This is a genomic window from Streptomyces sp. NBC_01717 (assembly GCF_036248255.1).
GTDB lineage: Bacteria > Actinomycetota > Actinomycetes > Streptomycetales > Streptomycetaceae > Streptomyces.
This window is the reverse complement of record NZ_CP109178.1, coordinates 4,481,229-4,506,728: the sequence shown is the minus strand read 5'-3', so window position 1 is coordinate 4,506,728 and position 25,500 is coordinate 4,481,229. Positions and strand designations below refer to the sequence as shown.

Annotated in this window: 23 protein-coding genes; 16 read left to right on the top strand and 7 right to left on the bottom strand. The window is 70.9% G+C overall.

Features of this window, described 5'->3' with window-relative positions; all coding sequences use genetic code 11:
• The first annotated feature begins 14 nt into the window (after window positions 1-14).
• The 4 genes from OHB49_RS20375 (at window position 15) to OHB49_RS20360 (ending at window position 3,874) form a co-directional block, all read left to right on the top strand.
• A complete protein-coding gene (locus OHB49_RS20375; protein ID WP_329161990.1) occupies window positions 15-812 on the top strand; it encodes an aldose epimerase family protein in 798 nt (265 codons plus the stop codon).
• Window positions 813-852: 40 nt separating this feature from the next.
• A complete protein-coding gene (gene pyrE / locus OHB49_RS20370; protein ID WP_267003667.1) occupies window positions 853-1,392 on the top strand; it encodes an orotate phosphoribosyltransferase in 540 nt (179 codons plus the stop codon).
• Window positions 1,393-1,605: 213 nt separating this feature from the next.
• Window positions 1,606-2,628: a class II fructose-bisphosphate aldolase gene (fbaA, locus tag OHB49_RS20365; protein ID WP_030977715.1), complete on the top strand. Its 1,023-nt coding sequence runs from the start codon at window positions 1,606-1,608 to the stop codon at window positions 2,626-2,628.
• Between the two features lie 55 nt (window positions 2,629-2,683).
• Complete coding sequence (locus OHB49_RS20360; RefSeq protein ID WP_443079544.1) at window positions 2,684-3,874, top strand: MalY/PatB family protein; 1,191 nt, start codon at window positions 2,684-2,686, stop codon at window positions 3,872-3,874.
• 58 nt (window positions 3,875-3,932) lie between these two features.
• Here OHB49_RS20360 and OHB49_RS20355 read toward each other — a convergent pair whose 3' ends face one another.
• On the bottom strand, window positions 3,933-4,577 hold the full coding sequence (locus OHB49_RS20355; RefSeq protein WP_329161988.1) for a hypothetical protein: 645 nt from the start codon (window positions 4,575-4,577) through the stop codon (window positions 3,933-3,935).
• Window positions 4,578-4,707: 130 nt separating this feature from the next.
• Between OHB49_RS20355 and OHB49_RS20350 the strand changes: the two genes are divergently transcribed.
• From OHB49_RS20350 to OHB49_RS20315, 8 genes are all read left to right on the top strand, one after another.
• Window positions 4,708-6,225 (top strand): MFS transporter, encoded by a 1,518-nt coding sequence (locus OHB49_RS20350; RefSeq protein WP_329161986.1) that lies wholly within the window; start codon window positions 4,708-4,710, stop codon window positions 6,223-6,225.
• Window positions 6,226-6,282: 57 nt separating this feature from the next.
• On the top strand, window positions 6,283-6,696 hold the full coding sequence (locus OHB49_RS20345) for a DUF3151 domain-containing protein (protein ID WP_030977723.1): 414 nt from the start codon (window positions 6,283-6,285) through the stop codon (window positions 6,694-6,696).
• Between the two features lie 161 nt (window positions 6,697-6,857).
• A complete protein-coding gene (locus OHB49_RS20340) occupies window positions 6,858-7,706 on the top strand; it encodes a tryptophan 2,3-dioxygenase family protein (protein ID WP_030977725.1) in 849 nt (282 codons plus the stop codon).
• Window positions 7,699-8,937 (top strand): kynureninase, encoded by a 1,239-nt coding sequence (gene kynU, locus OHB49_RS20335; RefSeq protein WP_329161985.1) that lies wholly within the window; start codon window positions 7,699-7,701, stop codon window positions 8,935-8,937. Before OHB49_RS20340 ends, kynU begins: the two co-directional genes overlap by 8 nt.
• Window positions 8,938-9,045: 108 nt before the next feature.
• A complete protein-coding gene (locus tag OHB49_RS20330; RefSeq protein ID WP_329161983.1) occupies window positions 9,046-9,921 on the top strand; it encodes an alpha/beta hydrolase family protein in 876 nt (291 codons plus the stop codon).
• Window positions 9,922-10,053: 132 nt separating this feature from the next.
• The gene (locus OHB49_RS20325; protein WP_329161981.1) at window positions 10,054-11,373 is read left to right on the top strand and encodes a sensor histidine kinase; all 1,320 of its coding nucleotides are present in this window, start codon (window positions 10,054-10,056) and stop codon (window positions 11,371-11,373) included.
• Window positions 11,370-12,032: a response regulator gene (locus OHB49_RS20320; protein ID WP_267003650.1), complete on the top strand. Its 663-nt coding sequence runs from the start codon at window positions 11,370-11,372 to the stop codon at window positions 12,030-12,032. Before OHB49_RS20325 ends, OHB49_RS20320 begins: the two co-directional genes overlap by 4 nt.
• A gap of 38 nt (window positions 12,033-12,070) precedes the next feature.
• Window positions 12,071-13,300: a cytochrome P450 gene (locus OHB49_RS20315; RefSeq protein WP_030977734.1), complete on the top strand. Its 1,230-nt coding sequence runs from the start codon at window positions 12,071-12,073 to the stop codon at window positions 13,298-13,300.
• Window positions 13,301-13,548: 248 nt separating this feature from the next.
• On the opposite strand, the gene OHB49_RS20310 is transcribed toward OHB49_RS20315, so the two are convergent.
• Together OHB49_RS20310 and OHB49_RS20305 are read right to left on the bottom strand one after the other, a co-directional pair.
• On the bottom strand, window positions 13,549-15,147 hold the full coding sequence (locus OHB49_RS20310) for an ABC transporter permease (protein WP_329161978.1): 1,599 nt from the start codon (window positions 15,145-15,147) through the stop codon (window positions 13,549-13,551).
• Window positions 15,144-16,067: an ABC transporter ATP-binding protein gene (locus OHB49_RS20305; RefSeq protein ID WP_329161976.1), complete on the bottom strand. Its 924-nt coding sequence runs from the start codon at window positions 16,065-16,067 to the stop codon at window positions 15,144-15,146. Before OHB49_RS20305 ends, OHB49_RS20310 begins: the two co-directional genes overlap by 4 nt.
• A gap of 113 nt (window positions 16,068-16,180) precedes the next feature.
• On the opposite strand from OHB49_RS20305, the gene OHB49_RS20300 reads away from it, so the two are divergent.
• Window positions 16,181-16,714 (top strand): GbsR/MarR family transcriptional regulator, encoded by a 534-nt coding sequence (locus tag OHB49_RS20300; protein WP_030977740.1) that lies wholly within the window; start codon window positions 16,181-16,183, stop codon window positions 16,712-16,714.
• Window positions 16,715-16,762: 48 nt separating this feature from the next.
• On the opposite strand, the gene OHB49_RS20295 is transcribed toward OHB49_RS20300, so the two are convergent.
• Together OHB49_RS20295 and OHB49_RS20290 are read right to left on the bottom strand one after the other, a co-directional pair.
• Window positions 16,763-17,035 carry a DUF1876 domain-containing protein gene (locus OHB49_RS20295; protein ID WP_030977742.1) on the bottom strand — a complete coding sequence of 91 codons (273 nt, stop codon included), beginning with the start codon at window positions 17,033-17,035 and terminating at the stop codon, window positions 16,763-16,765.
• Between the two features lie 84 nt (window positions 17,036-17,119).
• Window positions 17,120-17,977, bottom strand: a complete 858-nt coding sequence (locus tag OHB49_RS20290) for a hypothetical protein (RefSeq protein WP_030977744.1) — start codon at window positions 17,975-17,977, stop codon at window positions 17,120-17,122.
• Between the two features lie 186 nt (window positions 17,978-18,163).
• Between OHB49_RS20290 and OHB49_RS20285 the strand changes: the two genes are divergently transcribed.
• A complete protein-coding gene (locus OHB49_RS20285) occupies window positions 18,164-19,447 on the top strand; it encodes an adenylosuccinate synthase (protein WP_030977746.1) in 1,284 nt (427 codons plus the stop codon).
• A 58-nt stretch (window positions 19,448-19,505) separates the two neighbouring features.
• On the opposite strand, the gene OHB49_RS20280 is transcribed toward OHB49_RS20285, so the two are convergent.
• On the bottom strand, window positions 19,506-21,035 hold the full coding sequence (locus OHB49_RS20280; RefSeq protein ID WP_329161972.1) for a substrate-binding domain-containing protein: 1,530 nt from the start codon (window positions 21,033-21,035) through the stop codon (window positions 19,506-19,508).
• 442 nt (window positions 21,036-21,477) lie between these two features.
• Here OHB49_RS20280 and OHB49_RS20275 point away from each other — a divergent pair, with 442 nt between their 5' ends.
• A complete protein-coding gene (locus tag OHB49_RS20275) occupies window positions 21,478-22,359 on the top strand; it encodes a glycoside hydrolase family 19 protein (RefSeq protein WP_030977749.1) in 882 nt (293 codons plus the stop codon).
• Between the two features lie 157 nt (window positions 22,360-22,516).
• Here OHB49_RS20275 and dnaN read toward each other — a convergent pair whose 3' ends face one another.
• Complete coding sequence (dnaN, locus tag OHB49_RS20270) at window positions 22,517-23,656, bottom strand: DNA polymerase III subunit beta (protein WP_329161970.1); 1,140 nt, start codon at window positions 23,654-23,656, stop codon at window positions 22,517-22,519.
• 364 nt (window positions 23,657-24,020) lie between these two features.
• Here dnaN and OHB49_RS20265 point away from each other — a divergent pair, with 364 nt between their 5' ends.
• Complete coding sequence (locus OHB49_RS20265; RefSeq protein ID WP_329166563.1) at window positions 24,021-25,472, top strand: helix-turn-helix domain-containing protein; 1,452 nt, start codon at window positions 24,021-24,023, stop codon at window positions 25,470-25,472.
• The last annotated feature ends 28 nt before the right edge of the window (window positions 25,473-25,500 follow it).

Here is a 25,500-nt window from a genome sequence, read left to right as displayed (position 1 = left end):
AGTAGTGTCGTGGTGTGAGCAGTAGCGAGAAGAGCGTCCGGCTGTCCGTCGGCGACGCCGAGTTGACCGTGAACCCCGCCAACGGCTGCCGGATCAGCAGCCTCCGGATCGGCGGTACCGAGCTGCTGCGGCAGGGGGAGCGGTACGGCTGCTTCCCGATGGTGCCGTGGTGCGGACGGACCGGGTACGGCCACTTCCTCAACGGTGATGTGCCTCATCAGCTGCCCGTGAACTCCCCGCCGCATGCCATTCACGGCACCGGCCGTGACACGGCCTGGCGCACCGCCAAGGCGGGCGAGTCGCAGGCCGCGTTCTACTACGACCTCGCCGAGCCGTGGCCGTATCCGGGCCGGGTGACCCAGACCTTCGAACTGGCCGAGGACTCACTCACGCTCGCGTTCGGTGTCGAGACGTACGGGGACTCGTTCCCGGCGCAGGCCGGCTGGCACCCGTGGTTCCTGCGGAACCTCGGAACCGGCGGCGACGTACAGATCGCCTTCGACGCCGCCTGGCAGGAGGAGCGGGGCGAGGACCATCTGCCGACCGGCCGCCGGATCCCGGCCATGCCCGGCCCGTGGGACGACTGCTTCGGGATGCCCGACGGGGTCGATGTGACGCTCACCTGGCCGGAGCAACTGGAGTTGAAGGTGAAGAGCCGGGCCGGATGGGTCGTCGTCTACGACGAACAGGCCGAGGCGGTCTGCGTGGAGCCGCAGTCGGGCCCGCCGAACGGACTGAACACCGCGCCCCGGTATGTGACCCCGATCGAGCCGCTGGAGATCGCGACGACCTGGAGCTGGCGCAGGCTCTGAGCCGGACACGCCCTACGGGACAGCCCTTAAGCTCGTAGCCATGACTGACGTACGCGCTGAGCTGCTCCAGCAGATCAAGGACAAGGCCGTGGTGCACGGCAAGGTGACCCTCTCCTCGGGTCTGGAAGCCGACTGGTACATCGACCTGCGTCGCATCACGCTGGACGGTACGGCCGCTCCGATGGTCGGTCAGGTCATGCTCGACGAGACCGCCGAGCTGGACTACGACTGCGTGGGCGGGCTGACGCTGGGCGCCGACCCGGTGGCCACGTCGATGCTGCACGCCTCCGCCGCGCGCGGGAAGACCCTGGACGCGTTCGTCGTCCGCAAGGCGCAGAAGGCACACGGCATGCAGCGCCGCATCGAGGGCACGGACGTGAAGGGCCGCCGTTGTCTGGTGGTCGAGGACACCTCGACCACCGGCGGCTCGCCGCTGACGGCCGTCGAGGCGGTGCGCGAGGCCGGTGGCGAAGTCGTCGCCGTGGCCACGATCGTGGAGCGGGGTGCCGCTCCGGCCATTGCCGAGGCCGGTCTCCCGTACGTCCACGCCTACACGGTGGCGGACCTCGACCTGGCCTGATTGCCGGCCTGAGCTGCGATTTTCTTCGAGGGCGGATGGTTTCACGTGAAACCGTCCGCCCTTGTCGTATGCCTTCAGTTCCCCGGCCGGAACGTTGAGGGAGTACGCCGGGTGGAGCCGAAGCGAGAGTCTGGGAAGATGGGGGCGACGATGACGTCGCCCCCAGGTCAGGGAACCAGCAACGCACACCCGCACATCCCAAGGAGCGGACAGATGCCCATCGCAACCCCCGAGGTCTACGCCGAGATGCTCGACCGGGCGAAGGCAGGCAAGTTCGCCTACCCGGCCATCAATGTGACGTCGACCCAGACCCTGCACGCTGCACTGCGCGGCTTCGCGGAGGCGGAGAGCGACGGCATCGTCCAGATCTCCACCGGTGGGGCGGAGTTCCTGGGCGGCCAGTACAACAAGGACATGGTCACGGGCGCCGTCGCCCTCGCCGAGTTCGCGCACATCGTCGCCGCCAAGTACGACGTCACGGTCGCGCTGCACACCGACCACTGCCCCAAGGACAAGCTGGACGGTTACGTACGTCCGCTGCTCGACATCTCCGCCGAGCGTGTCGCCAAGGGCCTGAACCCGCTGTTCCAGTCCCACATGTGGGACGGTTCGGCCGAGACCCTCGCCGACAACCTGGCCATCGGCCAGGAGCTGCTGGCCAAGGCCGCCGCCGCCAAGATCATCCTCGAGGTCGAGATCACCCCGACCGGTGGCGAGGAGGACGGCGTCACCCACGAGATCAACGACGAGCTGTACACGACCGTCGACGACGCGCTGCGTACCGCCGAGGCGCTCGGCCTGGGCGAGAAGGGCCGCTACCTGCTGGCCGCCTCCTTCGGCAACGTGCACGGCGTCTACAAGCCGGGCAACGTCGTGCTCCGTCCCGAACTCCTCAAGGACCTCCAGGAGGGCGTCGGCGCCAAGTACGGCAAGTCGTCCCCGTTCGACTTCGTCTTCCACGGCGGCTCCGGCTCCACCGAGCAGGAGATCGCCACCGCGCTGGAGAACGGCGTCGTGAAGATGAACCTCGACACCGACACCCAGTACGCCTTCACCCGCCCGATCGTGGACCACGTGTTCCGCAACTACGACGGCGTGCTGAAGGTCGACGGCGAGGTCGGCAACAAGAAGGTCTACGACCCGCGCAGCTGGGGCAAGTCCGCCGAGGGGGGCATGGCCAAGCGCGTCACGGAGGCCTGCGCCAACCTGCGGTCCACCGGCACCAAGCTGAAGTAGTAGGTACGAACGGCGGCCGTGGGCCCGGTGCTCCCTGGGGTGCCGGGCCCACGGCATGTCCGCGAACGAGCACGAGGAGCCCACTGTGCAAGCGAACGCGCGCTATGACTTCGACACCGTCATCGACCGCAGGGGCACCTGGTGTGTCCAGTGGGACGGGGTCGCCGACCGGTTCGGTGTCGACGGGCTGCTCCCGTTCACCATCTCCGACATGGACTTCGAGACGGCCCCCGAGGTCCTGACCGCACTGCGGACCCGCCTCGACCACGGCGTACTCGGCTACACCAGCTGGCAGCAGGACGACTTCCGGTCGGCGATCGCGCACTGGTACGAGACCCGGTACGGCACCGAGCTGGACACCGGCCGGCTGGTCTACGGCCCGTCCGTGCTCAGCCAGTTCTCGCAGCTCCTCCAGATGTGGACGGCCGAGGGCGACGGCGTGGTCGTCCACACCCCCACGTACGACGGCTTCCGCAAGGCGATCACCGGCCTCGGCCGCGAGCTGCGGGGCGTGCCGCTGGGGGACACCGGGGCACTGGAACGGGAACTGGCCCGCCCCGACGCGAAGGTGCTGGTGCTCTGCTCGCCGCACAACCCGACGGGCCGGGTGTGGACGGAGCCCGAGCTGGTCGACATGGCCGCTCTGGCCGCGCAACACGGGGTCGCGGTGATCAGCGACGAGATCCATGCGGACTTCGTGCACGACGGCCACCGGCATGTGCCGTGGACGCGGGTGGCCGGTGACGCCCGCTGGGCGGTGATCTCGTCCGCGTCCAAGTCCTTCAACTTCCCGGCGCTGACCGGCTCGTACGGCATCATCGGCGATCCGGCCGACCGGACGGAGTTCCTGCGCCGCATGGAAACGGCGGAGGGCCTGGCCTCCCCGGCGGTGCTGTCGCTCACCGCGCACATAGCCGCGTACCGGCAGGGCGGGCCGTGGCTGGACGCGGTACGCGTGTACGTGGCCGGGAACCTGGCCCTGGTCGCGGAGCGCCTGAACGCGGCGTTCCCCGAACTGTCCTGGCAGCCCCCGCAGGCCGGCTATCTGGCGTGGATCGATCTGCGCCCCCTGGGTGTGGACGACGAGGCGCTGCAGCGGGTGCTGATCGAGCGCGAGAAGGTCGCGATCATGCCGGGTGCGGTGTACGGAGCCGAGGGGTTCCTGCGGCTGAACGTGGGGTGCCCGCGGAGCAAGGTCGAGGCGGGCGTGGACGCGCTGGTGCGGGCGCTGGAGGCCGTGAGGTAGCGGACGGCTGCCCCGCCCGGCGGCCGGGGGCGAACGCGTTCCCTGGGGGCGCCGTGCGTCAGCCGAGCGGGGAGGCGTGGCCCGGCCGGCATCCGGACGGGACGCTGTTTCCGCTGATGTCGAAGTCCCCGCAGGTGAGAAAGACGTGGTTCAACTGGCCGAGCCCGTAGGCGAGCACGCCGACGACCACGACGACGCCGATGACTGTCCTCCGCTCGCGCGCGGAGAGTTCCGACTCCCCGAAGAGCAGAAGGTGCAGGAGCACCCAGACCAGCAGCGGGGTACCGATGATGCTGAGGATGCCGCCCGCCAGGAACAGCGTCTTGTCCGGCCAGCCGTCGTGGCGGGGCACGACGGCGGCGATGACGAGCCACACGCTGGGCAGGGCCAGGCAGGCCCAGTACATCCAGCCGTGCCGCGGACCGCGTTCGCGCATCAGCAGGGCGGTCAGCATCACGGCGGTCGACACGGCCCAGAGGGTGAGCAGTTGGTAGTAGAAGACGACGTTGTAGGCGCCGAGCGTGAAGGCGGGCTCCCAGATCGCCAGCGCTCCGCCGCCGGCGATCACGGCGGTCCTCGGCACCACCTGGCCGATGGCGGCGCTGCGGCCGCGGCGGGGGCCCGTGTCTGCACCCGCACCCGCACCCGCACCCGCACCCGCGGCCGCACCCGCGTTGGCGGAGCGGGTCTCGTCGTCATCCATGGAATCCATCTCCGGAACCGGGACATTTCCGCACACATTACTCAGCGCTCACGCGCTGCGGGTGCGGGCGGCGAGCGGGGCGGCCGGACCCGGACTGGCCGGAGTGCCCCGTAGCGGCGATGCTGCTCGCATGGGTGAGACACCGGCCGGTGAGATCCGTGCTGCCTCCGCACCCGGGCGCTGGGTCGTCCTGACCACCGTCCTCGGGTCCAGCATGGCCATGCTCGACTCCACCGTCATCAACGTCGCCCTGCCCCGCATCGGCAAGGACCTCGGCACCGACCTGGCCGCCCTTCAGTGGACCGTCAACGCCTACATGCTGACGCTCGCCGGGCTGATCCTTCTCGGTGGGGCGCTCGGGGACCGGTACGGGCGGCGAAGGGTCTTCGTCGTGGGGGTGATCTGGTTCGCCAGTGCCTCGTTGCTGTGCGGCATTGCGCCGAATGCCGCCGTTCTGGTCGGTGCCCGCGCCCTCCAGGGAGTGGGCGGGGCGCTCCTCACTCCCGGGTCGCTGGCGCTGATCCAGGCAAGTTTTCATCCGGACGACCGGGCGCGCGCGGTCGGGCTGTGGTCGGGGTTCGGTGGGGTGGGGGCCGCCATCGGGCCTTTCGTCGGGGGGTACCTCGTCGACGGCCCCGGGTGGCGGTGGGTGTTTCTGATCAATGTGCCGGTGGCCGCCGTCTGCGTGCCGGTCGCGCTGCGTCACGTACCCGAGTCGCGGGACCCCCACGCACACGGGCGCTTCGATGTTCTGGGGGCCGTGCTCGGCGCGCTGGCTCTTGCCCTGGTGACGTATGCGCTGATCGAGGCGCCCGGCCGGGGGGCGTCCGCCGCGGTGATCGGGTCGGCCGTGGGCGGGGTCCTGCTCGCGGTGGCGTTCGTGCAGGTGGAGCGGCGGCGGGCGAACCCCATGCTGCCGCCGTCGGTGTTCGGGTCCCGCCAGTTCACCGCCGTCAATATCGTCACGTTCTGTGTCTACGCGGCGCTCGGTGGCTACTTCTTCCTCTCCGCCATCCAGCTCCAGGTCGTGGCGGGGTACTCCGCCCTGGGCGCCGGGACCGCCCTCCTTCCGACCACTGTGCTGATGTTGCTGTTCTCCGCCTCGTCGGGCGAGCTGGGGCAGCGGATCGGGCCCCGTATCCCGCTCACTGTCGGGCCGCTGTTCGCCGCCGCAGGGATGCTGCTCATGCTGCGGGTGGGACCCGGCGACGCCACCGTCTCCGCGTACCTGCAGCACGTGCTGCCCGCCGTCGCCGTACTCGGCCTCGGCCTGGTCACCCTGGTGGCGCCGCTCACCGCGACCGTCCTCGCCTCCGTCGACACCGCGCGGGCCGGGCTGGCCAGCGGGATCAACAACGCCGCCGCCCGGGCCGCGGGCCTGATGGCCGTGGCCGCGCTGCCGCTGCTGGCCGGGATGGGCCCGGAGGCGTACCGCGACGCCGGTGAGTTCGCGGCGGCCTTCAAGCGGGCCATGCCGATATGTGCCGGCCTGATGGTGCTGGGCTCGGTGATCGCCTGGGCGACCGTACGGACACCGCCCGCGGTCCGGAAGAGCAAGGCGCGTCCCGCATGCACCGTGCACTGCGCTGTCGAGGCGCCTCCCCTGGAGCCCGCTCGGGACGAGAACGGGGGCCCCGGCCGGACCTGACGGGTCCGAGGGCGCCCGGCTACCCCCGGCGCGCATGTGCCAGGCACACTTGAACCCATGTCCATCCACGAGAACCTGCTCGGGGGACCTCCCCCGACCCACCTGCCCGACGACCCCGAGCCGCGCGAGCTCCTCGCGAACGGCACGGCCCCGGCCGATGTCGCCGCGAAGTACCCGACCTCTTCGCTGGCCTGGGCGCAGCTCGCCGACGAGGCGTTCGAGGGCGGCCGTGTCATCGAGTCGTACGCCTACGCCCGCACCGGCTACCACCGTGGCCTCGACGCACTGCGCAGGGCCGGCTGGAAGGGCCACGGGCCCGTACCGTTCGAGCACGAGCCGAACCGCGGCTTCCTGCGTGCCCTGCACGCCCTCGCGCGCGCCGCCCAGTCGATCGGTGAGCAGGAGGAGTACGAGCGCTGCTCGACGTTCCTCCGCGACTCGTCGCCGACCGCCGCCGAGATCCTGGGTTAGGACCTCCGGGACGGTGTTCCCAGGCCCCGCGGACGCACCGCCGTCTGCGGGGCCTGCACGTCTCCCCGGGGTCCGCTTAGGATGCGGGCAGGGGACCGGAGCTCCATCACCTCACGGAAGGGGCGGACCGCTACCCGGAAGCTCGTGTCGAGGAGACAGCAATGTCGACGATCCACCCCGACCCCGAAGCCACCGGTGCGGACACCCCGCACCTGGACTTCGCGGGAACGACTCCGTACGAGGACTACGTCCAGGCGGATGTCCTGACCCACCTCCAGCACCTGCGCTCCGACGATCCGGGCGAGATGGTCTTCCTGGTCACCACCCAGGTCATGGAACTGTGGTTCACGGTCATCGTCCATGAGTGGGAGACCGCGGCGCACGCCCTGCGGGAGGACCGGCTGCCGGTCGCGCGCGATGCGCTGAAGCGGTCGGTACGGGAACTGGAGGCGCTCAACGCGTCCTGGACGCCGCTCGCCCAGCTCACCCCCGCCCAGTTCAACTCCTACCGCGCCGCACTCGGCGAGGGTTCCGGCTTCCAGTCGGCGATGTACCGGCGGATGGAGTTCCTGCTCGGCGACAAGTCCGCGTCCATGCTCGTACCGCACCGGGGCGCGCCCCGCGTCCATGCCGAGCTGGAGAAGGCGCTCGCCGAGCCGAGCCTGTACGACGAGGTGCTCGCCCTGCTCGCCCGGCGCGGCCACGGGGTGCCGCAGTCCGTGCTCGGCCGCGACCTGACGCAGAAGTACGAGCCGTCCCCCGAGGTCGAGGCCGTCTGGACGGAGATCTACTCCGACCCCGAGCGGTACGACGATCTCGTCCGGCTCGGCGAGGCGCTCACCGACGTCGGCGAACTCGTGTGGCGCTGGCGCAACGACCACCTCGTCGCCACCCGGCGCGCGATGGGCTCGAAGACCGGCACCGGCGGCTCCGCCGGGGTCGCGTGGCTGGAGAAGCGGGCCACGAAGAACGTGTTCCCCGAACTGTGGACGGCGCGCAGCCATGTCTGAGACCTTCGCCGCGCGGGCCGCGGCACTCGACACCGCCGACGAACTCGCGGATCTGCGCAAGCTGTTCACTCTCGACGACGGGGTGTACCTCGACGGCAACTCGCTCGGCGCGCTGCCGCGACACGTACCCGCCCGGGTGCAGGAGGTCCTCACCCGTGAGTGGGGCGAGCTGCGCATCCGGTCCTGGGACGAGAGCGGCTGGTGGACCGCGCCCGAGCGGATCGGCGACCGGATCGCCCCGCTCGTCGGGGCCGCCGCCGGACAGATCGTCGTCGGCGATTCGACGAGCGTGAACGTCTTCAAGGCCGTCGTCGCCGCGAGCCGGCTGGCGCCGGAGGGGCGCGACGAGATCCTCGTCGACGCGACGACGTTTCCCACGGACGGGTACATAGCCGAGTCCGCCGCCCGGATGACCGGGCACCGGCTCGTCCCCGTCGCACCGGGGGACGTGCCGGGCGCGGTCGGGCCCCGTACGGCGGTCGTCCTGCTCAACCACGTCGACTTCCGCACCGGCCGGCTGCACGACCTGCCCGGCCTCACCGCCACCGTGCACGCCGCGGGCGGCCTCGCCGTCTGGGACCTGTGCCACAGCGCGGGCGCGCTGCCCGTGGGACTGGACGCGCACGGGGTGGACCTGGCGGTCGGCTGTACGTACAAGTACCTGAACGGCGGGCCCGGTTCGCCCGCGTACCTGTACGTCGCCGAGCGGCATCAGGCGGCCTTCGACTCGCCGCTGCCGGGGTGGACGTCGCACGCCGACCCGTTCGCGATGGATCCCGGGTACGCGCCCGCGCACGGTTCCGTACGTGGCCGGGTCGGAACCCCCGACATCCTGTCCATGCTGGCGCTCGAAGCGGCGCTGGCCGTGTGGGACGGGGTACCGGTCGAGGCGGTACGGGCCAAGTCGCTGGCCCTGACGGACTTCTTCCTGGAGTGCGTCGGGGCGTATGCGCCCGAGGGCGTGGTCGTTCCGGTCACGCCACAGGCGCATGCGGAGCGCGGCAGCCAGGTGTCGTTGCGCTGCGTGGACGCGGGGATCGCCGAGCCGGTGATGCGTGCGCTGATCACGCGGGGTGTGGTCGGGGACCTGCGGCGGCCGGATCTGCTGAGGTTCGGGTTCACGCCGCTGTACGTGGGGTTCGCGGATGTGGAGCGGGCCGCACGGGTGCTGGGTGAGGTGCTGAGCGAGGTGTCGGGCCGGGCGCTCGACGGGGTGCTCGGCGAGGTGTGACGCCTGCCGCGTCCCCACGGTGAACCCCGTGGGGACGCGGCGCCGCGTGCTGATACCGTCCCCGCTGGTCAGGCCAGTTGGGCACCTCTGTCGGATGGTTGGAGCAGCATGTCGGATTCCGCCGCGCGTGATCGGGACGCAGTCGAGACCGAGTCGGCCTTCTCGCATCCGGCCGTCGCCCCCGACGCTTCGGCCGCCTACGGCGACCATCCCGACCAGGTGATCGACTTCTACGCTCCGCGCGACGGGCGGGCCGGGGCACCCGTCGTGGTCGTCCTGCACGGTGGTGCGTGGCGGGGGCCGTACGACCGGCTCCATGTGACGCCGTTCGCGGACTTCCTGGCCCGGCGCGGGTTCGCCGTCGCCAACGTCGAGTACCGGCGGGGCAGCGAGCTCCCGCAGCAGCGGGGTTCCGGCCCGGTCGCGGGCCGCTGGCCGGAGACCTTCGACGATGTCGCCGCGGCGATGGACGCGTTGCCCGGACTGCTGGCCGTCGCGCTTCCGGAGGCCGATGCGCGACGGATCGTCGTCACCGGGCACTCCGCGGGTGGGCAGCTGGCGCTGTGGGCCGCGGCCCGGCACGTACTGCCGCAGGGGTCGCCATGGCGGCTTGCCTCGGCGCCGCCGCTGCGCGGGGTCGTCGCCCTCGCGCCGATCGCCGACTTCGCCACGGCGGTGGAGCTGGATGTCTGCACCGGCGCGGTGGGTCAACTCCTGGGGCGGGAAGCGGACTTCGCCGCGCGGAGTCCGTACGCCGATCCGGCCGCGCTGCTGCCGACCGGGATCGCCACCGCGGTCGTACAGGGACGCACCGATCTGACCGTGCCGCACGCGGTCGCCGAGGCGTTCGTGGACGCGGCGGCCAAGGCGGGCGAGACGGTGGGGCTGACGCTGCTGGAGGAGGTGGGGCACTTCCCGTTGATCGATCCGGCGGCGGACGCTTGTGCGGTGGTGGCGGAGGAGATCGCCCAGCTGGCGTGGTGACAGGGGGCGCCGGGGGCATCCGGCAGTCGCGCTCGTCACCGATCTCACGGGTCCGGTAGTCCTTGCGACGGATGCCGCAGGATCCGTATCACTGCTGACGACGTCGCGGGCCCGGCCACCTACCTTGGGATGGTGACCGAGACCACCAAGACCAGAAGCCCAGAGTTCCGGCTGGCCGCAGGGGCGATAGGCGGCCTGCGGCAGGACCTCTTCCATGACGCGTTCGACTACCGTCCGCTGCCGCCCATGCGGACCGACGGGACGCTGACCCGGCGGCTGTCCGAGCGGATGCGCGCGCGGGCCGCCCGGACGCCGCACGCACTGGTCGGGCTGGCCGCGCTGATCACGGCCCTCATAGGCATCGGCGCGGCGGGCGGCGCCGGGCCCTGGTCCGGGATCGAGATCGTCCTGGCCGGGCTGCTCCCGGCGCTGACCGTCGCGATGACGCTGTTCCGGCCGGTCGGCGCGTTCTGGATGTCGATGGCGCTCACTCCGGTGACCGCCGCGATCGCCGGCGGCGAATGGCCGTGGGTGCCGAGCATGTTCTTCTCGCACCTGGTGGTGCTCGTCGTGGTCGCGGCCCGGACCCGGCCGCGTACCGCCGCCTGGATGTGGCTCCTGACCCTGGTGCTCGGCAGCTTCCTGGAGAACTTCGGCTGGCACTACTCGTCGACCACCGGGCCCATGGCCGTGGCCTCCGCGTTCGCCCTGCTCGTGGTGACCGTCGTGCAGACCCGCCGGGAGGCGGAGCGCGAGGTGACCGTGCAGCGCACCGTCACCGCCGTGGAACGCGACCGGCGCACGCTGCTGGAGGAGCGCACCACCATCGCCCGCGAGCTGCACGACGTGGTCGCCCACCACATGTCGGTCGTCGCGATCCAGGCCGAGGCCGCCCCGTACCGGGTGGAGAACCCGCCGCCCGAGCTGGAGCAGGCCTTCGTCACCATCCGGGAGAACGCCGTCGCCGCCCTCACCGAACTGCGCCGGGTCCTCGGCGTCGTACGGGCCGAGGACTACGAGGCGCCGGACGCCCCGCAGCCCACCCTCGCCGAGCTGGACGGACTGCTCGCCAATGTGGCGGACGCGGGCCTGGTGGCGGAGAAGACCGTCACCGGTGCGGTACGCGAACTGCCCCAGGGCGTCGAGCTGTCGGCGTACCGGATCATCCAGGAAGCCCTCAGCAACACGTTGCGGCACGCGCCCGGCGCCACCGCCAAGGTCGAGATCGGCTATGTGCTCGGCGGACTCGGACTGCGGGTCGTCAACGGACCGCCGACCGGCCCGGTGAAGCCCTCGCCGGGCGCCGGGCACGGCATCACGGGGATGCGGGAGCGGGTCGCCATGCTGAACGGCGAGATGACCGCCGAGACGACCACGGACGGCGGGTACGAGATCGCCGTTTTCATCCCCGTACCGCCGGCCCAGGAACCGACGCAGAGCGAGACCTCATGAACGACATCCGTGTCCTGATCGTCGACGACCAGATGATGGTCCGCGAGGGGTTCTCGGTACTCCTGGGGGCGATGCCGGGCATCGAGGTCGTCGGCGAGGCGGTCGACGGCCGGCAGGCCATCGCCCAGGCCGCCGCGCTGCGGCCCGACGTGGTGCTGATGGACATCCGGATGCCGGAGCTCAACGGCATCGAGGCGACCCGTGAGATCGTCGCGAACGACGCGGCCGCCAAGGTGCTCGTGCTGACCACGTTCGACCTCGACGAGTACGTGTACCAGGCGCTGCGCGCCGGGGCGTCCGGGTTCCTGCTCAAGGACGCCTCCGCCCGGCAGCTCGCCGACGGGGTACGGGTGGTGGCGGCCGGGGAGGCGCTGCTGGCGCCGACCGTCACAAAGCGGCTGATCACCGAGTTCTCCCGGCTCGCGGGGGCCCCGCGGCCGCCCGCGCTCGCCCGGATCGGCGATCTGACGGAGCGCGAGACGGAGGTGCTCGTCCTCATCGCTCAGGGCCTGTCGAACGCGGAGATCGCCTCGCATCTGGTGGTCGCCGAGTCCACCATCAAGACGCATGTGAGCCGCATCCTGGTGAAGCTGGGGCTGCGGGACCGTACGCAGGCGGCGGTGTTCGCGTACGAGGCGAGGCTGGTCACCCCGGCCTGAGCTGCCCCACCGGTGGGCCGGGCGGTTAGCGTCCTTCCATGCACCCGTCTCCGCAGCCCGAGTCCGCCGCTTCGTTCGACCCCTGGTCGCCGGTGTTCGTCGCCGACCCGTACCCCGCCTACGCCGCGCTGCGGGCCACCGGCCGGGTGCACCGGTTCGAGCCCACGGACCAGTGGCTCGTCCCGCACCACGCCGATGTGTCGGCGCTGCTGCGGGACCGGCGCCTGGGCCGCACCTATCTGCACCGCTTCACCCACGAGGAGTTCGGCCGCACGCCCCCGCCCGCCGCGTACGAACCCTTCACCACCCTCAACGGGCAGGGGCTCCTCGACCTGGAGGCCCCCGACCACACCCGGATCCGGCGCCTGGTCTCCAAGGCGTTCACCCCGCGTACGGTGGAGCAACTCGTCCCGACGGTGCGGCGGCTGGCCGCCGAGCTGGTCGACAACTTCGTCGAGGCGGGCGGCGGCGACCTGCTCACCGCGATCGCCGAACCGCTGCCCGTCGCCGTCATCGCCGAGATGCTGGGCATCCCCGCGTCCGACCGCGCTCCGCTGCGGCCCTGGTCGGCGGCGATCTGCGGGATGTTCGAACTGAACCCGTCCGAGGAGACCGCGAGCGCCGCCGTTCGCGCCTCGGAGGAATTCTCCGCCTATCTGCGCGAGCTGATCGCGGAGCGCCGCAGGAACCCCGGTGCGGATCTGATCTCCGCGCTCATCGCCGCGCACGACGAGGGGGAGCGGCTGAGCGAGCAGGAGATGGTCTCCACCTGTGTGCTGCTGCTGAACGCGGGCCACGAGGCGACGGTCAACACCACCGTGAACGGCTGGTGGACGCTGCTGCGTCACCCCGAACAGCTGGCGGCCCTGCGCGCCGACCACGGGCTGCTGCCCACGGCGGTGGAGGAGTTGCTGCGGTACGACACTCCGTTGCAGATGTTCGAGCGCTGGGTCCTCGACGACATCGAGATCGACGGCACGGTCATCCCGCGCGGCGCGGAGGTGGCCCTGCTCTTCGGCTCCGCCAACCGCGACCCGGCCCGCTTCACGGACCCGGAGACGCTGGACCTGTCCCGGCGGGAGAATCCGCACGTCTCGTTCGGCGCCGGCATCCACTTCTGCCTGGGTGCGCCGCTGGCCAGGGTCGAACTCTCGGCTTCCTTCGGCGAGTTGCTGCGCCGGGCGCCCGGGATGCGGCCGGCGGCCGAACCGGAGTGGAACCCGGGGTATGTGATCAGGGGCCTGCGGGAGCTGCGCGTGGAGCTGTGACGGGAAGCCGCCGAGCGCTGCTCGGCACGCCGGGCGGCACACGACGAGCGGTCTCTCTCCAGGACGTCGAAGGCGACACCGAAGGCGGCGGGCGCAAGCAGGGCCACGGCACAGGAGAGGGCCGGGCCCCACGTTTCTCCGGGAGGCAGCGGCCGGCCCCGGAAGAGTTCTGCCTTTCCGGGGGCCGGCCGCTTGGAGCTCCGGCCGTGCATGCGGTTCATCCGGTCCCGGTCCGGCCGGACCGTTGCTCAGGTCAGGAGGTCGCGTCGCCGCAACGCCGCCAGTCCCGCGCCCGTCAGCGCCACCGCCATCACGGTGAGCAGCAGCACCGGAGCCCACTGCATCTCGGTGCCCGGCAGCTTCGGCAGATGGCCGAAGGGTGACAGGTTCATCACTGACTGGGGCAGGTCGAGCGCCGGGCCGATCCACCCGATCAGCAGGCACGCTCCCACCACACCCCATGCCGCCGGAGCCGCTTTGGGAAGCGCTCCGTACAGCAGGACCGCCAGACCGCCGAGGAGCCAGATCGCGGGCACCTGGACCAGCGACGCCCCGAGCACGGCGCCGAACCCGTTGCCGTATCCGACGGCCAGACCGAGCCCGCCGATCAGCATGATGGCGACCGCGCCGCCGAAAGCGATCACCAGGTGCCCGGCTGCCCACCGCAACCGCCCCAGGCGGTTCGCGAGCAGCGGTTCGGCGCGCTGCGAGGTCTCCTCGCTGTGCAGGCGCAGGATCGATGCCACCACATACAGCGCGGCCATCATCCCCAGCATCCCGACCATCGTGGCCAGGAAGGCCTGGGTCATGCCCTCCTGTCCGCCCATCCGCGCGAAGATCTCCTTGGCCTGCTCGTTGTCACCCACCAGGTCGGCCGCACCCTCGGCCATGCCGCCGAAGACGACGCCTGCGACGGCGAAGCCCACGGTCCAGCCGAGCAGTGTGCCGCGCTGCAGCCGCCAGGCCAGGCCACCTGCGGTGGCGAGTCGGCCCTCGGCCGGGCCCGGACGGGCCGGGAGGAAGCCCATGCCGATGTCGCGCCGACCGGCCAGTGTGTAGGCGGCCGCGGCCTGAGCCGCGATTGCCGCCACGAAGAGCAGCAGCACCCACCAGCGCTCGCCGGCGTACGGCCGCATGTTCTCGGCCCAGCCGATCGGCGACAGCCAGGTCAGTACGGACGATCCGTCGTTCACACCGGAGTCCCCGGCCGCCCGCAGCAGGAAGGCGAGGCCGAGCACGCCGCCCGTCATCCCCTTGGCGAGCCGCGCGCTCTCGGTGAGCTGCGCGACGATCGCCGCCATCGTGGCGAAGAGCATTCCGGTCGCGCCGACGGCGAGCCCGAGCGCCAGCGCGCCTGTTCCGCCCTGTGCGGCGAGGCCGCCCGTGACGAACAGCGTGACCAGCGCGTTGGCGACCAGGGCGGTGAGCAGGGCCGATGTCAGCGGGGCGCGCCGCCCCACCATTGCTGAGGAGAGCAGTTCCTGACGGCCTGTCTCCTCCTCCTCGCGGGTGTGCCGGATGACGATGATCAGGCTCATCACGGCGGCCAGTGTGGCGGCGAATACGCCGAACCGCCAGGCCACCAGACCTCCGATCGAGTCACCGAAGACCGGTCCGTACATGGAGCGCAAGGAGCTGTTCGCGCTCATGGACGCGGCGACCTCGGCGCGGGCGGCCGGAGTGTCGTAGAGCTGCTCGATCGACGAGCCGCCGCTGACGACCATCAGGGTGAGCACGAGGACCCACACCGGAAGCATGATGCGGTCCCGGCGCAGAGCGAGCCTGAACAGCGGATTGATTCCTGCGAGTTGGCCGGCGCCGCCGCGTACCGCGAGTTCCGCAGTCATCGCGACATCGCCTCTTCCGCGACCGGGGCCGCATCGTCCTGGTAGTGCCGGAGGAACAGCTCCTCCAGGGTGGGCGGGGTGCTGATCAGCGACCGTACGCCCGAGGTGGTGAGCGAACGCAGCACGGCGTCGAGCTTGTCGGTGTCCACCTGGAGCCGTACCCGCCTGCCCTGGACGTCGAGGTCATGGACGCCGGGCAACTGGGCGAGCCCGTTCGGTTCGGCGGCCAGTTCGGCGGTGACGCTGGTGCGGGTCAGGTGGCGCAGGTCCGCGAGGGATCCGGTCTCGACCGTGACGCCCTTGCGGATGATGCTGACGCGGTCGCAGAGTGTCTCGATCTCGCTCAGGATGTGCGAGGAGAGCAGTACGGTCTGGCCGCGTTCGCGGGCGGCCTCCCGCACGTAATCCGTGAAGACCTCCTCCATCAGCGGGTCGAGCCCGGAGGTCGGCTCGTCAAGGATCAGCAGGTCGACGTCGGATGCGAGTGCGGCGACCAGGGCGACCTTCTGGCGGTTGCCCTTGGAGTACGTCCGCCCCTTCTTGGTGGGGTCCAGCTCGAACCGCTCGATGAGGTCGGCGCGCCGCTGCTTGTCGAGGCCGCCGCCGCGCAGCCGCCCGTACAGGTCGATCACCTCGCCGCCGGAGAGGTTGCGCCACAGGGTGACGTCACCGGGGACGTACGCCACCCGGCGGTGCAGTTCGACCGCGTCCTTCCACGGGTCGCGGCCGAGCAGCTGGGCGGCGCCGGAGTCGGCCCGCAGCAGACCCAGCAGGACCCGGATGGTGGTGGACTTCCCGGAACCGTTGGGACCGAGGAAGCCATGGACCTCACCGGTCTCGACCGCGAGGTCGAGGCCGTCCAGTGCGTGTGTCCGCCCGAACGACTTGTGCAGTCCGGCCACGGTGATTGCCTTCGTCATGTTTCTGAACGTACGCTAGTTTCACAAAGTTGTGAAGTTAAGGAAACGTATAAAGTCGAGGTGTGGTCCGGGGCCGGGGAACCCCGCCGGAATTCAGGGGAGACGATGGGGCGATGAGCAGCGAAACCGGCGCAGGCGGGCGTGCGCACGAACCCGGGCGCGAGCCCGAGCAGGGCCGCGACGAGGAGGCCGTGTCGCGGTTCGTGGAGCGCTTCGCGGCCGAGATGACCGAGGCGGGCATGCAGCGGATGGCGTCCCGCGTCTTCGCCGCACTGCTGGCGGACGACGACGGCTCCATGACCTCGGCGGAGCTCAGCGAACAGCTGCAGATCAGCCCGGCGGCGGTGTCCGGGGCGATCAACTACTTGACCCAGGTCAGCATGGTCGGCCGCGAGCGCGACCCCGGCTCGCGCCGGGACCGCTACCGTCTGCACAACGAGATCTGGTACGCCACCTTCGCCAGTCGCGACCGTGTCCTGACCCGCTGGGAGCACACCCTCAGGGAGGGCGCACGAACCCTGGGCCAGGACACGCCTGCCGGTGCGCGGCTCGCGGAGACGGCGGAGTTCTTCGAGTTCCTGCAGACGGAGCTGGTCGACCTGATGGACCGCTGGCGCGACTACCGCAAGAAGTTCGACCTCCCGTGACGGAACGGCTGGGGACGGAGCGCCGGCCCCTGAGCCCTGTGGGGCGGCTCAGATCAGCGGGTGCGACGTCCGGCCGGACGCCTCGTCGATCTCGTCGTGCGCCTTGGTCAGCAGGTTCATCGCGAGCTCGTTCATCGCTCTTGCTCCTGCGATCTCCTCGCCGACCCTCGGCTGCTGGGAGTCGGAGGGGTGGCGGCTGGCGTACCCGTGCGCACGTACCTCGTTCCCGTCAGGGAGCCGTACGAGGGCGGCGGCGCGGGTGCGGTGGTTGTCTTCCTCGAATTCCAGCTCGATGTGCCATCCGACAGCGGTCTTCATCATGACCATCACCTCCGGGACCTCTTACCAGAGTGCGCCCGTTCCCGTTCCCGCGCCCGCGCACGGTCGGCCCCGCGACGCGTGGAGCTACCCCTCGGCCACCGGGAGCATCAGTCCCCACGCGCCCGCCCGCACCGTCCAGGTCCGCGTCCGGACCGGGCCGGCGACCTGGGTGTCCGCCCGGTAGCGGAAGTCCGCGCCGGAGACCGTGACCGCCTTCGCCTCCGCCGTCAGCGCTTCCCCCTTCGCGGTGTGGACGACCACGTCCGCGAGGCCTCCGCCGCCGCCTTGCGAGGTCACCGTCACCGATTCGACCGGGCTGTCCAGATCGTTCAGCACCACCCCGTCCGTCTCGACCCGCAGCCGGTGGGTGCGAGGTGTGGCGGGTGAGGTGGGCGGGGCAGGGCGGACCAGGGTGCGCACCAGGGAGCGGCAGGTGTCCCAGACCGCCGTGACCCCCGTGTGCGCGGCCGCCGAGCCCGGCGTCGTGGGCAGGGCGGGGATGCGCAGGGCGCCCAGGACGACGCCGTCGCTGTCGTCGACCAGCAGGTCGAGACGGCGTACGGCACCGTCCAGCGCGGCGCGCGCCGCGGCCACCGCACCCATGGGCACGCCGAGCGAATGCGCGAGTTGCAGCATTGCCGCCGCGCCCACCGGAACCAGTGCGAGCGCCTCACCGGTCAGCTCCCTGTCCCGGTGCAGCAGCGTCACGGCGCGCAGCAGTGTTCGGTCGTCGCCGACGACCACCGGACGCCGATTGCCTCGGCGGGACAAGGCCCGCGCGAACTCCTCCGGCCCGTCCGGGAGGCAGATTTTTGCGTGCGAACCCGCGCTCAGCACGTCCTTCGCGATACGGACGGACTCGCCGTCGGTCCGGCGGGCGACCGGGTCGATCACCACCAGCAGCTGGTGCGCACCGTTGCCGGGGGGCTGGGCAGCCGACACCTCGGTCCTTCCTCGGGTAGCATCTTGGTGCAAGAGCCCCTTGCGCTATTGCGCCAGGGGCTTCGTCTATTCCGGGGCACCCGGTTCGACGGTTCAGGCTTCGTCGTACATCGTCGTACGGCGTGTACGACGTTTACGTACGCCCCCTGACCTTGGACATGCCCCGCCCGGAAGGGGTGTACGCCTGTGCCCGCACTTGTGCTGCTCGGTGCTCAGTGGGGTGACGAGGGCAAGGGAAAGGCCACCGACCTCCTCGGTGGATCCGTGGACTATGTGGTGCGTTACCAGGGCGGCAACAATGCCGGCCACACGGTGGTCGTCGGTGACCAGAAGTACGCACTTCATCTCCTCCCCTCCGGAATCCTTTCACCGGGGTGTACCCCGGTCATCGGTAACGGTGTCGTCGTCGACCCGGCCGTCCTGCTCTCCGAGCTGAGTGGGCTGAACGACCGCGGCGTGGACACGTCCAAGCTGTTGATCAGCGGTAACGCTCATTTGATCACCCCGTACAACGTCACGATCGACAAGGTGACGGAACGGTTCCTCGGGAAGCGCAAGATCGGCACGACCGGCCGAGGCATCGGCCCGACGTACGCCGACAAGATCAACCGGGTCGGCATCCGCGTCCAGGACCTCTACGACGAGTCGATCCTGGAGCAGAAGGTCGAAGCTGCGCTGGAGCAGAAGAACCAGCTCCTCGCCAAGGTCTTCAACCGGCGCGCCATCGAGGCCGGGAAGATCGTCGAGGAGATGCTCCAGTACGCGGATCAGATCAAGCCGTACGTCGCCGACACCACGCTGATCCTGAACGACGCCATCGAAGCGGGCAAGGTCGTCCTCTTCGAGGGCGGTCAGGGCACGCTGCTCGACGTCGACCACGGGACGTACCCCTTCGTCACCTCTTCGAACCCGACCGCGGGCGGCGCCTGCACCGGTTCCGGCGTGGGCCCGACGAAGATCAGCCGGGTCATCGGCATCCTCAAGGCGTACACCACGCGCGTCGGCGCCGGCCCGTTCCCGACGGAGCTGCTCGACGAGGACGGCGAGGCGCTGCGCCGGATCGGCGGCGAGCGCGGTGTCACCACCGGCCGTGACCGCCGCTGCGGCTGGTTCGACGCGGTGATCGCGCGGTACGCGACCCGGGTCAACGGTCTCACCGACTTCTTCCTCACCAAGCTGGACGTGCTGACCGGCTGGGAGCAGATCCCGGTGTGCGTCGCGTACGAGATCGACGGCAAGCGGGTCGAGGAACTCCCGTACAGCCAGACGGACTTCCACCACGCGAAGCCGGTCTACGAGATGCTGCCGGGCTGGTCCGAGGACATCACGAAGGCCAAGACCTTCGGCGATCTGCCGAAGAACGCGCAGGCGTACGTGAAGGCGCTGGAGGACATGTCCGGCGCGCCGATCTCCGCGATCGGTGTCGGCCCCGGCCGTACCGAGACCATCGAGATCAACTCGTTCCTGTAGGACGGGACAACGCGGAGGGGGGCCGGGGCGGCTGTTGCCCCGGCCCCCCTCCGCGCTTTCACTCCTCCCCGCAGATCCGCAGCCCCTTCGGCGTCGCGCACGGCAGATGTCCGTGCGTACGGATGACGTCCTGGCCGTTGCCGCGGCTCAGATAGCCCAGGAAGCTGGATGCCAGCGAGTCGGCCGGCGGCTGGCCGTACGTGTAGGCGTACTCGATCTCCCGGTACGGGTAGGTGCTGGAGCCGATCGTGTCGACGGACGGGACGGTGGAGTCGATGGCGAGCTGGTGCGCGCCCTTCAGTGCGGTTCCGGAGCGCAGCTCGCTGTAGCCGATCGCGCCGTCGAGCCGGCCGACGGTGGCCAGGACCTGGTCGGTGGAGTCGAGTTCGCAGCGGATGACGCGGGCCGCGGCGTCGTCCTTGGTGACACAGTCGCGGGACGACTGGGCGGGTTCGTTGTGGCCGAGGACGCGGCGCTGGAAGACCTCGCGGGTGCCGGAGTTGGCATCCCTGCTGACCAGGAGTATGGGCAGGTCGGGTCCGTCGAGCGTCTTCCAGTTGCGGATGTCGCCCCGGTAGATCTTCCGGACGGTGGCCAGGGAGAGGTTCTTGACAGGCACCCGGTCGTTGACGACCAGGCGGAAGAGTGAGACCGCGACCCGGTTCTCGCGCAGCTGCGGGTAGCCGTCCGGTTTGGGGCCGTCGGAGAGGGCGATCAGCGCGGGGGAGCCTGACTCCCCGGCGGTGGCGCCCCGGTCGGCGAGCTCCCGTATCCCCGCGTTGCTGCCGTGCGCGTCGACGGTGACGCTGGAACCCTCGCACTCCTTCTCGTACTTCTGCGCCAGTTCCCGCACGACCGGTTCGAAGGCGGTGGAGCCGGTCACTGTCAGGGTGCCCCGGGCGCAGCCCACCGGGGGCGGGGTGTCGTCGCGGACCAGGATGATCGAGGCCAGGGTGACGACGCAGACGGTCAGTGCCACGGTGATGAGCCGGGCGGCCCGGCCGAACATCGGGGGCTTCTCGTCGGGGCGGGCGGCGGTGTTGGGTGTCACCTCGCCGTCCCGGATGCCGCCGGTGATCCTGATGGGGCTGCCCACGTGCGACCCGGTGAGCAGCACCAGCAGCTTGAAGTGCTCGCCCCGGTTGAGGGGGACGCGCGGCAGCCGGATGAGCCGGCCGCTGTGGCGCATCCCGCCCGCCGGGGTGAAGTGCTCCATCAGATGGTCGGCGCCGGGTGCCTGGGTGACCGCGATGCCGCGTACGGTGCGGCCGGTGAACTCCACGGTCAGCCCGTGCAGTTCACGGCCCGTGTAGTCGTTGTCGGCGATGGACTGCGAGCCGTCGTTCTCGACGCGCAGCAGGACGAGCGTGGCATCGGCCATGTCGGGCGTCTCGCTGAAGAGCCCGAGCCGGACATTGGCCCGGCCCTCGCTGACGTCGCTGCCGATCGGGGTGTCCATCTGGACCCGGTAGCCGATGCGCTTGCGGCGGGGTACGCGGCGCTCGTACCAGAGCACTCCGATGGAGGCCAGGACACCGAGCACTGCGGTGCACACGGCCACGACGTTCTCGGCGCTGAACCACTCCACGGCTTCCTCGCGCTCCCCTCGTCGAACGCGTGCACGCGTGCACCACGGTCCCCGGTTCGGGTCACCGTATGTGTGCGGTAGGGGAGTTGGGGCGGGCAGCCGGATCCTTTCGGCTGACGTTCGCCTGCCGTTCGCGCAGCGGCGGGATTCGCGGTCCGGCCGGTCCGCCGTTCCGCATGCTGGACGGGCCCGAAGGTTTTTCGTTCGGGACCGGCCGCCTGCCTGCCCCTTGATCCGGATGAACTACTTCCGGAATTACTCCTGTTGGGGGCCGCTTCGGCACAGCGCATTCGCCGTGAACGCACTCCGCGGCGCCTCTTCGGAAAGATTTCAAGCGCTGGTCTAGACCTTGACAGGTACAGACCAGCGGCGCTTGAGTGACGGTCACCCCCCATGGCGGTGCACCGATGAACTCGGTGCACCGCGCCGAAGGAGTGATCTCATGATGAGACGCGTCATGGGCATGCTGGCCGCGCTGGGCGCGGTCGTCGCGATGCTCGTCGTTCTCCCCGCCTCCACCGCCTCGGCGGCCGAGTGCGCGGCACCCTGGAACGCCTCGTCCGTCTACACGGGCGGCGGAGCGGCCTCGTACAACGGGCACAACTGGACCGCGAAGTGGTGGACCCAGAACGAGCGGCCGGGCAGTTCCGACGTCTGGGCGGACCAGGGCAGCTGCGGTGGCGGCACGGATCCGGGCACCCCGTCGGGATTCGTCGTCAGCGAGGCGCAGTTCAACCAGATGTTCCCGAGCCGGAACCCCTTCTACACGTACAGCGGACTGACCGCGGCCCTGAGTGCCTACCCGGGCTTCGCAAACACCGGAAGCGACACGGTCAAGCGTCAGGAGGCGGCGGCGTTCCTCGCCAACGTCAGCCATGAGACGGGCGGACTGGTGTACGTGGTCGAGCAGAACACGGCCAACTACCCGCACTACTGCGACACCGGCCAGCCCTACGGCTGCCCGGCCGGACAGTCCGCGTACTACGGCCGTGGCCCGATCCAGCTCAGCTGGAACTTCAACTACAAGGCAGCGGGCGACGCACTCGGCATCGACCTGCTCGGCAACCCGTACCTGGTCGAGCAGAACGCGTCCGTGGCCTGGAAGACGGGTCTTTGGTACTGGAACACCCAGAACGGCCCGGGCACCATGACGGCCCACAACGCGATGGTCAACGGCGCCGGCTTCGGCGAGACGATCCGCTCCATCAACGGCTCGCTGGAGTGCAACGGCGGCAACCCCGCCCAGGTCCAGAGCCGCATCGACCGGTACCAGGCCTTCGTGCAGATCCTCGGCACCACCCCCGGCTCGAACCTGAGCTGCTGATCCGCCGCTGAACCGACCCACCGGTCCACAACCTGTGGATCCCTCCGCCCGGCGGGGGGCGTGTCCGGCCACGGCCCGGACACGCCCCCGCTCCGGTCTTCCGCGAGGCTCGCCGGAGGTTCCGGTTTGCAGGAGTCCGGTCACTGTCTCGCCGGCCTCAGACCAGTGGTTTCACCGACATCAACAGGTGCCGGTGCGTCGGACGAGGCGCGGCGACCTGGTCCGGCCCCGTCGTGCCGCCCTCGGCCGCCCGGCCGGTGATCATGGCGCGTTGGCCCGGACCCATCAGACCGAACTGGACGACCGGTGTGTCGAACGAGGCGAGGGCCTCCATCAGGTACGAGGGGTTGAACGCGACCGTCAGCTCATCGGCACCCTCCAGGACGGCAGGCAGCCGCTGGGACGCGACATCGTCCTCGTACCCCGCCTGAAGCAGCACCGAGTCGCCGGAGAAGGCCAGTTGGAGCGGGCTGTCGCCGTCCGCGACCACCGCGACGCGCTTGACGGCCTCGACCAGGGGCGCCCGGTCCGTCACCGCGGTCGTCGGGTCCGCCATCGCGAACAGCTTGTCGTGCCGGGGGAGCCGGCCGTCCAGGAGCCGGACCGTGGTGCGCATTCCGGCGAGTTCGAAGCCGGCCGATCCGGCATCCAGGGCGACGCTGACCATGCCGGACCGGCCGAAGGAGCGGGCGATCTCCGTCAGGCGCCGGGCCGACACCACCACATCGGCCGAGACATCCGCCGTCGCCGGCTTCCATGCGAGCGTGCGCACCGCGAAGCGGTACCGGTCGGTGGCGGCCAGCGTCATCGTGTCGCCGTCGAGTCCGACCCGGATCCCGGTGAGGGTCGGCAGTGTGTCGTCCCGGCCCGCGGCCACCGCCACATGGGCGACGGCCGCGGCGAACTCCTCCGAGTCCACTGCCCCCAGCACCCCGGGCAGCGGCGGCAGCGCCGGATAGTCGTCCAGCGGCAGCACCGACAGCCCGAACCGGGCGCCGCCGCCGGTCACCGCGAACCGTGAACCCTCCACCGCGCACACCACCGGACTTTCGGGCAGCACCCGGCACACATCGAGCAGCCGTCTCCCCATGACCAGCACCCGCCCGGCCCGTACGGTCTCCGCCTCGACCTCGATGCGGGCGGACGCCTCGTAGTCGAGGCCGGAGATCCGCAGCCACCCGCCGTCCGCCTCCAGCAGCAGCCCGCCGAGCACCGGCACGGGCGAGCGAGTGGGCAGCACGCGGGCCGCCCAGGCCACGGCATCGGTCAGTGCACTGCGATCGATACGGAACTCCATGGCGGGGTGCCCTTCTCCGTCGGTCCAGGTGATGACCCGACGTTAGGCGGTGCCACTGACAATCGGCCCGGGGCCGGTGCGGCCGACGACAGCGACCACCCCCGTGGGTCGCTGCCGCCGTGCCGCCCCGTCGTCCCCCGAGTCCGAGGCGGCCGCGTGTTCCCCCGACGCCCCGGAACACGTTCGGACTCTAGGACTGTGGGTAGACGGCAGGGAGATTCAATTCGCACTGTGTGGGCGTTGCAGGGGTATCAGTTCGCACAGTCAAACCGGTACGCTGCACTCCGCTTTTCTGCGGAGTGCAGAACGAGGAGGGAGCGGGGGACCGGTGCGAGCAGGGGAACGTGCCGACGACGTGCTGCGGATGTACCGCCTGGCCCGCGCCGGCGGCTCACCGGAGCTGCTGCGCTGGGTGTCGGGGCGGGCCGGCGGCTGGGCCGGTCTGCTCGACAGTGACGGCACCGTCCTGCGCGGCGTGGCCCGCACCCCGGACCTCACGAGCGCCTCGGCCCTCGCGCTGGCCACCGAGGGCGTGAAGGAGCTGACGGCTCTCCGCGGCCGCTCCTTCGCTCTCGACAAGGGCCCGGACACCGCCCTGCTGTTCCCCCTGGACGGCACTCCCGACGCCCCCGCACCGATCCTCGCCGTCGTCGTCCGCCGGCCACTGCCGGACGGACTGGCCACGCTTCTCGCCGATGTGGCGATGCCCCTGACCATGTGCTGGGCGGCCGAGACGGTCGAACGCAAGCGCCGCCGCGTCGATCTCGCCGAGTCCCGAGGCCGGGAAGCGGTGCTGCATCTGCTGATGACCGGACAGCTCTCCATCGCCCATCAGGTGGCGGGCGCGCTCAAACCCACGCTGCCGGACCCCGTCCAGGTCTGTGTGGTGCAGTGCTCGGGCGGCCGGCGGGACGACGTGGCGCGGGTGTGCGCGGACATCTCCGGCGGCCGGTCCTGGATCGTGCGCTGCCCGGTGTACGCACGCCACCTGATCCTCATCGTGCCCGCCGGGCCCGACGGCGCCGATCCGCGACTCGGCCTCGACGTCGCCGCCGTGGTGGACGACTGTGTCGTGGGCGTGAGCGAGGACGTGCCGCTGAGCGACACGGCGACCGGATACCGGCAGGCGTTCCACGCCCTGGCCGTGGCGCGCGGAATGCCCGCGCGGCACGCCCGGTTCGGCTCGGCACCGGAACCGGCCGTGGTCGTCGGCGAGGCGGGCGCGCAGTGGGCCGACGCCCTGCTGGCACCGCTGCTCACCCACCTGCCACGACGCAGCCAGGACCCCGGCAGCCAGGAGCTGGCGGCAACCCTCGCCTCCTGGCTGGCGTTCTCGTCGCATGCGACGCAGCACCTGAAGATCCACCGCAACACCCTTGCCGCACGACTGCGGTTGATCGGCGAGCTGCTCGGCCTGGACCTCAACCGGGTCGCCGATCAGGCCGCGCTCGACCTGGCCCTGCGCATCCGGGCCGTACCCGCGCGCGCCGCCCGGTCCACGGAGCCCGTGCCGGCCGGCGCGCTGGACGAGATCCTGCGGCGTCCCGCCGTCGGGCAGTGGGCGGCCGAGCAGCTGCGCCCGCTCGCCGCGACCGGTGCGGCCTCCGAGACCACCTTGCGTACCTGGCTGAAGTGCGAGGCCCAACTCGGGCCGACCGCAGCCGCGTTGGGCATATCCGTACCAGGTATCCGCAAACGCCTCACGCGACTCGAAGGCATACTTCAACGCTCGCTGCTCCAAACCCCCAGTGCACGCTACGACTTGTGGCTGGCGTTCCACGCGCTGGACGTCGCGGACGGCACCGGCACGGCGTGAGGACCGGCGCCGGGCCGGTCCGACGGGG